The sequence below is a fragment of the Methylocucumis oryzae genome (genome assembly GCF_000963695.1).
In the GTDB taxonomy this organism is placed as follows: Bacteria; Pseudomonadota; Gammaproteobacteria; order Methylococcales; family Methylomonadaceae; genus Methylovulum; species Methylovulum oryzae.
This window is the reverse complement of record NZ_LAJX01000252.1, coordinates 1-9,380: the sequence shown is the minus strand read 5'-3', so window position 1 is coordinate 9,380 and position 9,380 is coordinate 1. Positions and strand designations below refer to the sequence as shown.

Sequence of the window (9,380 nt, the reverse complement as noted above, 5' to 3'; positions counted from 1 at the left end):
CCAGGTGTCGGCAGCAGGGATGCTGCCGCCAAGCCTACAGGGACGTATTTACGGCGTCCTCGGCAACTGCTCCTGCGTTGCCCTACTACACGCCATCCCTGGCGTTATGCGGTCTGAATGACCTGTTCCGTCTTAAGTTGGTAGACCATAATAGGCTAAGTCGGATTTTATGAGAGGTTGCCAATGACTAAACCACTTTTATATAAAGGTCGAGGTGTCGCGAGTAATCACGCTGGCCGGTACGAGGTGCAAACGACAGAATTAGTCGATGATGGTTGGGGAAGCTTAGAGGCTGATTTACCGCCGTTGCTGACGGAAACGTTGCTTGATAACAGTCGTTCTGTCCTTAATTACAATCAATCGCCCGATTTACCGTTTGACCGCTCGCTGAATCCATACCGAGGCTGCGAACACGGTTGCGTGTACTGTTTCGCTAGACCTACTCATGCTTATTTAGGTTTGTCGCCGGGGTTAGATTTTGAAAGCAAATTACTCTATAAACCTGATGCTGCTCAATTGCTTAAAGCCGAATTAAGCCGCCGCACCTATCGTTGTGCGCCGATTGCTATTGGCACAAATACTGATGCTTATCAGCCTATTGAGCGTGAACATAAAATCATGCGGCAACTATTAGCGGTATTCTTGGAAACTCGACATCCGGTAACGATTGTCACTAAATCATCGTTAATAGAGCGAGACATCGATTTGCTAAGCGAGTTGGCTCAACATCAATTGGTGACTGTCGGTATTTCGCTGGCCAGTTTAGATATGAAACTGGCGCGGTTATTAGAGCCTAGGGCCGCTACGCCTAAACGTCGGCTATCAGTGATAGAAAAATTGCATAACGCAGAAATACCGGTTCATGTGTTAGTTGCGCCGGTAATTCCGGGTTTAAATGACCATGAATTAGAGCATGTGATTACAACGGCGCATGAATCAGGTGCACAAGGCGCTGATTATATTTTGCTGCGTTTACCGTTAGAAGTTGCCGACATATTTGAAGAATGGTTGCATTTGCATTATCCATTAAAAGCCGAGCATGTGATGCAATTGATTCGTGATATGCGCTTAGGTAAGGCTTATGACGCTACTTTTTTTCAACGCATGGTTGGCTCAGGTGTGTATGCTGAACTGCTGAGTCAACGTTTTAAATTGATAACTAAACGACTGGGATTAAATCAAGGCTTGCCCAACTTACGCTGTGATTTATTTAGGCCACCTCATCCAGGTGGGCAAATGAGTTTTGATTTTTTTACTTAAGAGTGAGTAACCGGCGGGCGCGATACCCACCGGTAGATGCTTGTTTGTTATAAATGATAGGCAGTTTCGCCATGTTCAGAAATATCTAAGCCTTCACGCTCAACATCTTCAGCGACGCGTAAGCCAACGAGAATATCAACTAGTTTAAAGGCGATAAACGCAACTGTACCCGACCAAACTATCGCAATAACAACACCCCAAAGTTGGCTAACTAATTGAGTGCTCATGCTGTATTGGCCTACTGCATTGCTGACGTAATCCCATACACCAGTACCGCCTAAATCAGGGCTGGCGACAACCGCTGTACCAATAGCGCCGATGATTCCACCGATGCCATGTACGCCGAAGGCATCTAATGAGTCATCATAACCCAACATGCTTTTTAAGCTGGTGACAGACCAGAAACATACCGCGCCAACGACTAAACCTAAGAAGATAGAACCCATAGGGCCTGCCCAGCCACATGCCGGAGTAATCGCGACCAAGCCGGCAATAGCACCTGATGCACCACCTAACATGCTAGGTTTGCCGCGCATTAACCATTCGGCTGCAACCCAAGACACTGTTGCGGCAGCGGTGGCTAATAATGTATTGACAAAAACTAATGCGGCTAAGCCGTTCGCTTCAAGGTTTGAGCCAACGTTAAAGCCGAACCAACCTACCCAAAGTAATGACGCGCCAATCATCGTCATGGTCACGCTATGCGGTGCCAGAGATTCTTTTTTATAGCCAATACGTTTGCCTACGACTAAGCAACCGACTAAGCCTGCAATACCGGCATTAATATGCACAACAGTACCGCCAGCAAAATCTAAAGCGCCTTTTTGGAATAAGAAACCGGCAGTAGCGGCAGCTTTTTCAGCGGCGGCAGCATCGGTATAAGCATCTGGACCCGCCCAATACCACACCATGTGTGCCATCGGTAAATAGGCGAAGGTAAACCAAATCAACATGAATAACAGAATCGAGGAAAATTTTACCCGTTCGGCAAAAGCACCGATGATTAAGGCCGGAGTAATGCCCGCGAAGGTTAATTGGAACGCGACATAGGCAAATTCTGGAATATAAACGCCTTTGCTAAACGTTGCCGCCATTGATTCTGGCGTAATGCCTGATAAAAACATTTTGCTTAGACCGCCAAAAAAGGCATTACCTTCAGTAAATGCAACGCTATAACCGTAGATAGCCCATAACAACGCCATCATGCAGAAAATCATAAACACTTGCATTAACACTGATAGCATATTTTTGGCTCTTACCATGCCGCCATAAAATAAGGCTAAGCCAGGAATTACCATAAGAATGACCAGAATAGTTGAAATCATTACCCAAGCAGTGTCGCCTTTTTCAACCGTTGGAGTAGGGGCAGCAGGGGCTGCGGTAACAGCTTCTGGTTCAGCGTAACCTAAGCCGGCAAAGCCAAGCATGGCTAGTAAAAATAAAAGATGTAGTCGTTTCATCATAGCTCCTTAACGTTTTATAGTGCTTCGTCGCCGGTTTCGCCGGTACGAATCCGAACAACTTGCTCTAAATTAGTCACAAAAATTTTGCCGTCGCCGATTTTTCCGGTATTAGCCGCTTTGGTAATCGCTTCAACAGCAATATCGACTAAGCTTTCGCCGACAGCGACTTCAATTTTTGCTTTAGGCAAAAAATCGACGACATATTCGGCGCCACGGTAAAGTTCAGTGTGGCCTTTTTGACGACCAAAGCCTTTGACTTCAGTGACGGTGACTCCAGAAACCCCAATTTCTGATAGAGCTTCACGCACATCATCGAGTTTGAAAGGTTTTACGATAGCGGTTATAAGTTTCATCTGTTCCTCTTTAGGTGAATTAATGATTCGTAAAAACCAATAGCAGGTTACGTGCCAATACTCATAGATGTATAAGTTCTAGCGTATCTGACAATAATGTGAGCAATTTCATAAAAAAACGACCATAGTTGGTGCGTTTTATATTATTGTGATTCAGATTGGTGCGTTTGTATTAGGTTGTTAAACGCTATGATGGTGCATTCATTTGGTGAGGTTTTTTATAGGCAAAAAAAAAAATGCGCCTGTTCGGCGCATTCTTTTTGCGGTTAAAGCTTAGAACTTAACCGTTACATCTGTAGAGAAGGTAAACTGATTGTCTTTATTGCCACTGTCGTAAGGCAAGCTGCCAGTTGTGCCATTGGTGTCTTCAACCCAATCATAGCGAACGTTTGGACGTACTGTTAACCATGTTTTTGGTTTCCAAGTTACGCCTGCTGTTAGCTCATAATAACTGGCTGCCGGTAAAAGTCCACCTTGGAAAGGGCGGCCTGGAGCATATACGCGGAAGCCGTTTTGGTCACGGAACCATTCCGCACGAATACCAACTGATAAATCGTCTTTAACGTCGTAGTATAAATGGCTGTTCACGCCATACCATTCAGCATCTTCAATAGCAGTAAACGTTGCTACATTATCAGCATAGCCGTGGTCGTGTTGTAATACAAAGTGAGTTTTGTCGTTGAAGTTGTGTTTTAACACAATGCTATACATAGACCAATCAGCGTCATTAGTTTCAGATTGCGCGCCGTAAGTACCGCTAACGTTTAACGATGTACCATTAGGTAGTGTGTAAGTCGCTCCCATAATGCCAGCCCAGTTACCTAGTTGAGCATCGAAGTTTCCATCCCAGCCGCCTGTTTCGCTACCAGTAACAACACCACCCATTAATGACAGGCTGCTATTAACTGCATAGTTGCCTAAAATACCGGTATGTGTGAAAGGCTCGCCATATTGCATGGTATATGCGTGAGTATAGAAAAAGTTATCAGGCGCAGTAACTACTTCGTAACCGATAGGTGTATAAAAGTGACCGACTTTAACGTTTAAGCCATTGCCAACAGGAACATACATTTCTAAATAGGCTTGTGGAACAGCGAGTCCATAAAAGCGATTTGAATCTGGAGAGCCGCTTTTGTCTCTTAATAAATCTAAATCCCAACCTGCGTTATCGCCACTATACGCGCCATAAGCTTGCGTAAATGCAGCGTCCGTACCAAACATGACATCAAAACGTGCGCCAACGTCAAAGTTTTTGCCTTCGGTGGCAACTGCTTTTTGGATGAAGAGATTTAATTGGTTAAGTTGGAACTCGCCTGAGCGGTCGCCAAACGTCACAGGACCATTAAAATTGTCTTCTGGGTCGGTTGCATTGTAAGTAATACCACCGTTTGCCCAAGCGCCAGCGGAAATATTGAAGCGTTTTAATTCTTCGATTAAGCCGTCTGTTGCGTATGCGCTACTTGTTGCTAGCAATAAACTGCCAATTGTCGTAAATATGGCCTGGTTTTTACCAATTCTTATAGATTTCATAATGTGAAGCTCCTTAAGGTCAAAGCATGGGTCAATGTTGCTCAAATGCAACGAGCGGATGTGTTTGCAAATACACTATAGTTTAAAAAAGCATTTTATATGCCATAATACAATGGCAATACTATCAATAGATTACAATGCTGTTGTGTTACCAATATGGCTAAATGCACATATTTAGAGCGATTATCTATTATGTTTGGGTTATTGTTGTGCAAGTCTCGTTGCTAATAAACTACAATAACAACAGTATGTAGCTTAGCTTATTGCCAATAGATGTCAAGTATTGACAACAAATTTAACAAAAAAACAACAATAAAAATGCGTTGTATTTATAAAGATACAAAATAATTACAGGGTTATGAATAGGGTTATTTTTTATTGGCGAAGTCAACAAAAAAAATGTTATTGTTTAATAGGTTTGGCGTAATGCTGACTATTCACATAAATAATAATTAGGAGACTCTATGTCTGTAGAAAATGTATTGAAAATGATTCAAGAAAACGATGTGAAATTCGTCGATTTCCGTTTTTGTGACACACGTGGTAAAGAGCAACATGTGTCTTTTCCTGCGCATACCATAGACGAAGATACGTTTGAAGACGGCAATATGTTTGATGGCTCATCGATTGCCGGTTGGAAACATATCAATGAGTCTGACATGATTTTAAAGCCAGATCCTACCACTGCCGTTATCGACCCTTTTTACGACATCCCGACTTTAGCGATTCGTTGCGATATTATCGAACCTAAAAACATGCAAGGTTATGAGCGTGATCCGCGTTCATTAGCAAAGCGTGCCGAAGCGTATTTAAAATCAACCGGTATTGCAGATACAGCATTTTTTGGCCCTGAAAACGAATTCTTCTTATTCGATGATATTCGTTGGGGCGCGGACATGAGCGGGTCTTTCTATAAAATCGACTCTGCTGAAGCGGGTTGGAACTCTGAGAAAGTCTTTGAAGATGGCAACATGGGACACCGTCCAGGTATTAAAGGTGGTTATTTCCCTGTGCCTCCGGTCGATTCATTTCAAGATATTCGCTCTGAAATGTGTTTAACGTTAGAGCAAATGGGTATGATGACCGAAGTGCATCACCACGAAGTAGCAACTGCAGGTCAGTGCGAAATTGGTGTTAAATTCAATACCTTGGTTAAAAAAGCTGATGAAGTATTGATGTTGAAATATGTTGTAGCCAATGTCGCACATGCGTATGGCAAAACGGCAACATTTATGCCTAAACCTATGGTTGGCGACAACGGTAGTGGTATGCACGTTCACCAATCGTTAGCCAAAGATGGTGTTAACTTATTCTCAGGCGATTTATACGGCGGTTTATCTGAATTAGCGTTGTATTACATTGGCGGTATTATCAAGCACGCAAGAGCATTAAACGCATTTACTAATGCGTCGACTAACAGCTATAAACGTTTAGTACCTGGCTTTGAAGCGCCAGTTATGTTGGCTTATTCTGCTCGTAACCGTTCTGCCTCTATTCGTATTCCTTACGTTAGCAACCCAAAAGGTCGTCGTATCGAAGTGCGTTTCCCAGATTCAACCGCTAACCCATATTTAGCGTTTGCCGCGATGATGATGGCTGGTTTAGACGGCATTCAAAACAAGATTCACCCGGGCGATGCGATGGATAAAGACTTGTATGATTTGCCACCTGAAGAGGAAAAAGCCATTCCACAAGTTTGCCATGCCTTCGATCAAGCATTAGAAGCATTAAATAATGACCGCGAATTCTTAACACGTGGCGGCGTATTTACTAACGACGTTATCGATGGCTATATTGACTTGAAGATGCAAGAAGTGACTCGTTTAAGAATGAGTACACACCCTGTTGAATTCGATATGTACTACAGCTTGTAAGCGTCCTTTATGTGCAACCGAGGTGGTTAACCTTCGGTTGCTCCGGATTATTGCTAAAAACGCCTCTTTTGAGGCGTTTTTTTTGATTGCACCAAATAGGCTAGGTCGTCATGCACTATATTGGTGCTTTTGTATCTGGTATGATGAACAATCCTTAGGACTCAGCCTAAATGGATTCTGTGCTGTCTGCTAGAATTAAGAATTTTCAGCTATGGCCTAGAATTTGCTTTTATAAACACAAGACTTTATCGCAAGGCCTAGCCTGATATGTATAAACGAATACTCGACCATTTAAATACAGCTATATTACTGTTTAATCGTGATTTGGTTTTAACGTACATTAATACTGCCGGGGAGATTTTGTTAGCGGATAGCGCGCACCATTTAATCGCACAGAATGCTTATGAACTGTTTAAAACCTCAGATCCTGCATTTGCCCATAATATTAAACAATGTATTGTCATGGAAGAACCATTAGTTGAACGTGCGTTGACGCTTAATCGTATTGCTCAAAGCATGACGGTTAATCTTAGTGCTACACCGCTACTCAATGATGATGATGTGATTGAAGCTATCGTTGAATTACAACAAGTTGACAACCATTTACGCATTTCAAAGGAAGAACGCTTGCTTTCACAGCAAAATACTGCGCGTTTACTGATTCGTGGTCTGGCACATGAAATTAAAAATCCTTTAGGAGGGTTGCGTGGCGCTGCGCAATTATTGGATTTAGAGTTACATGACCCAGAGTTAAAAGAATATACCAAGATTATTATTGCTGAGTCAGACCGCTTACAAAACTTAATGGATAAAATGCTAGGTCCAAATAAGTTGCCTAATAAAAGAATGACCAACGTCCACGAAGTATTAGAACGTGTGCGCCAGTTAGTGCAAGTTGAGTCTAGTGGTAGTTTAAGTATTAAAACGGATTATGATCCCAGTATTCCGCCTATTTATGGCGATAAAGATCAATTAATTCAAGCGATTTTAAATATCTCTCGTAACGCGGTGCAAGCCACCGAGGGTAGGGGGCATATCGTACTAAAGACTAGGATTCATAGGCATTTAACGATAGGCCGTAGGCATTACAAATTAGCGGCTAAAATCGATATTATCGATGATGGCCCAGGGATAGACGCCGATATGATGCACCAAATTTTTTTATCCTATGATAACTGGTCGTGCGGAAGGTACAGGCTTGGGCTTATCAATTGCACAAGCACTGATTAACCAGCACAGCGGTTTAATAGAATGCAATAGTGAACCTGGAAATACTGTATTTTCGATTTATTTACCGATAGAAAGTAAACCCGTGGAGACTGGCCATGACAAAGCCTGAAACCGTTTGGATTGTAGACGATGACAAATCTATACGCTGGGTCGTAGAAAAAGCGTTACAAAAAGCGGCCATTGTTACGCGTAGTTTTGCGGGTGGCAAAGAGTTATTAGCAGCTTTAGTCTCTGATAATGCGCCCGATGCGTTAATTACTGATATACGAATGCCTGGCATTGATGGGTTGGAGTTACTAGCCAAAATCCAGCAAAGCCATGCCGATTTACCTGTGATTGTGATGACAGCGCATTCTGATTTAGAAAGTGCGGTGTCTGCGTTTCATGGTGGAGCATTTGAGTATTTGCCCAAGCCATTTGATATTAAAGAAGTAGTCGATTTAGCCAGACGTGCTTGTAAACATGGCCGTCAGCAGCGAGAGCGCTTAATGGCTAGCCAAAGCAGTGCAGGCGATGAAGCTACGCCTATGCCCACTACACCTGAGATTATCGGTGCGGCTCCAGCGATGCAAGAAGTCTTTAGAGCAATTGGCCGATTAGCGCGCTCGCATATTACGGTTTTAATTAATGGCGAGTCAGGTACCGGTAAAGAACTGGTTGCAAAAGCCTTACACCGCCACAGTCCTAGGGCAAAAGCTCCGTTTATTGCGTTAAATATGGCAGCTATTCCTAGAGACTTAATGGAGTCGGAATTATTCGGTCATGAAAAAGGCGCGTTTACTGGGGCGGCAATGCGCAGAGCAGGGCGGTTTGAGCAAGCGAATGGCGGCACTTTATTCTTAGATGAAATTGGCGATATGCCTGCGGAGTTGCAAACTCGGTTATTACGCGTGTTAGCCGATGGAGAGTTTTATCCCGTTGGTGCTCATGCCTCGATAAAAGTCGATGTGCGTATTATTGCCGCTACGCATCAGAATTTAGAAGTGTTAGTTGAGCAAGGGCGATTTCGCGAAGACTTATTTCATCGCTTAAATGTCATAAGAATTCATATTCCACCGTTAAGAGATCGCAAACAAGATATTCCTTTATTATTACGTTACTTTTTAACGCAAGCGGCTAATGAGTTAAATACTGAAATTAAAACATTGAAATCTGATGTCGAAGCGTTCTTAAGCTCGTTAGATTGGCCGGGTAATGTTAGGCAATTGGAAAATATTTGCCGCTGGCTAACCGTCATGGCGTCTGGGCGGGAAGTGCATTTACATGATTTGCCGCCCGAGTTGTTAAATACACCAGCGGAAAAAAACGCACTGGTGGCTGATTGGGAGTCTATGCTAAGACTCTGGGTAGATAGGCAGTTAATGAATAAAGAAAGCGAAGTCGCTAAGCATACGATACCGGCGGTAGAAACTATTTTAATCAAGTCAGCATTGAACTTTACCCACGGTAGGCGTCATGAAGCCGCGATATTATTAGGGTATGGTCGAAATACGCTGACACGCAAGATTAAAGAGCTAGGTATTGAAGATGTTTAGTGACCAGTTTGCTGAAAGCGTTTAATTCGGTCTGCGGCGTTTTTGCAATCGAAATTGGCATCGACTTGGTTGTCGATATGACGAATGATTAAGTCCGTATCTAAAATAAACGTCCAGCGTTTAGCGATTTTTAAC

6 protein-coding genes and 1 pseudogene are annotated in these 9,380 nt (G+C 43.1%); 4 read left to right on the top strand and 3 right to left on the bottom strand.

Annotated features, from left to right (window positions below; translation table 11 throughout):
• Positions 1–183: 183 nt before the first annotated feature.
• Positions 184–1,260, top strand: a complete 1,077-nt coding sequence (locus VZ94_RS19170; RefSeq protein ID WP_045780463.1) for a PA0069 family radical SAM protein — start codon at positions 184–186, stop codon at positions 1,258–1,260.
• A gap of 47 nt (positions 1,261–1,307) precedes the next feature.
• Here VZ94_RS19170 and VZ94_RS19165 read toward each other — a convergent pair whose 3' ends face one another.
• The 3 genes from VZ94_RS19165 to VZ94_RS19155 form a co-directional block, all read right to left on the bottom strand.
• A complete protein-coding gene (locus VZ94_RS19165) occupies positions 1,308–2,720 on the bottom strand; it encodes an ammonium transporter (protein ID WP_045780462.1) in 1,413 nt (470 codons plus the stop codon).
• Positions 2,721–2,737: 17 nt separating this feature from the next.
• Positions 2,738–3,076 (bottom strand): P-II family nitrogen regulator, encoded by a 339-nt coding sequence (locus VZ94_RS19160; RefSeq protein ID WP_045780461.1) that lies wholly within the window; start codon positions 3,074–3,076, stop codon positions 2,738–2,740.
• Between the two features lie 273 nt (positions 3,077–3,349).
• Positions 3,350–4,606 carry a porin gene (locus tag VZ94_RS19155; RefSeq protein ID WP_045780460.1) on the bottom strand — a complete coding sequence of 419 codons (1,257 nt, stop codon included), beginning with the start codon at positions 4,604–4,606 and terminating at the stop codon, positions 3,350–3,352.
• A 464-nt stretch (positions 4,607–5,070) separates the two neighbouring features.
• Between VZ94_RS19155 and glnA the strand changes: the two genes are divergently transcribed.
• From glnA to ntrC, 3 genes and pseudogenes are all read left to right on the top strand, one after another.
• A complete protein-coding gene (gene glnA / locus VZ94_RS19150; protein ID WP_045780459.1) occupies positions 5,071–6,480 on the top strand; it encodes a glutamate--ammonia ligase in 1,410 nt (469 codons plus the stop codon).
• Positions 6,481–6,747: 267 nt separating this feature from the next.
• Positions 6,748–7,819: pseudogene (glnL, locus tag VZ94_RS19145) on the top strand (nitrogen regulation protein NR(II)).
• Positions 7,806–9,245 (top strand): nitrogen regulation protein NR(I), encoded by a 1,440-nt coding sequence (ntrC, locus tag VZ94_RS19140; RefSeq protein ID WP_045780458.1) that lies wholly within the window; start codon positions 7,806–7,808, stop codon positions 9,243–9,245. Before glnL ends, ntrC begins: the two are co-directional and overlap by 14 nt.
• Positions 9,246–9,380 lie beyond the last annotated feature (135 nt).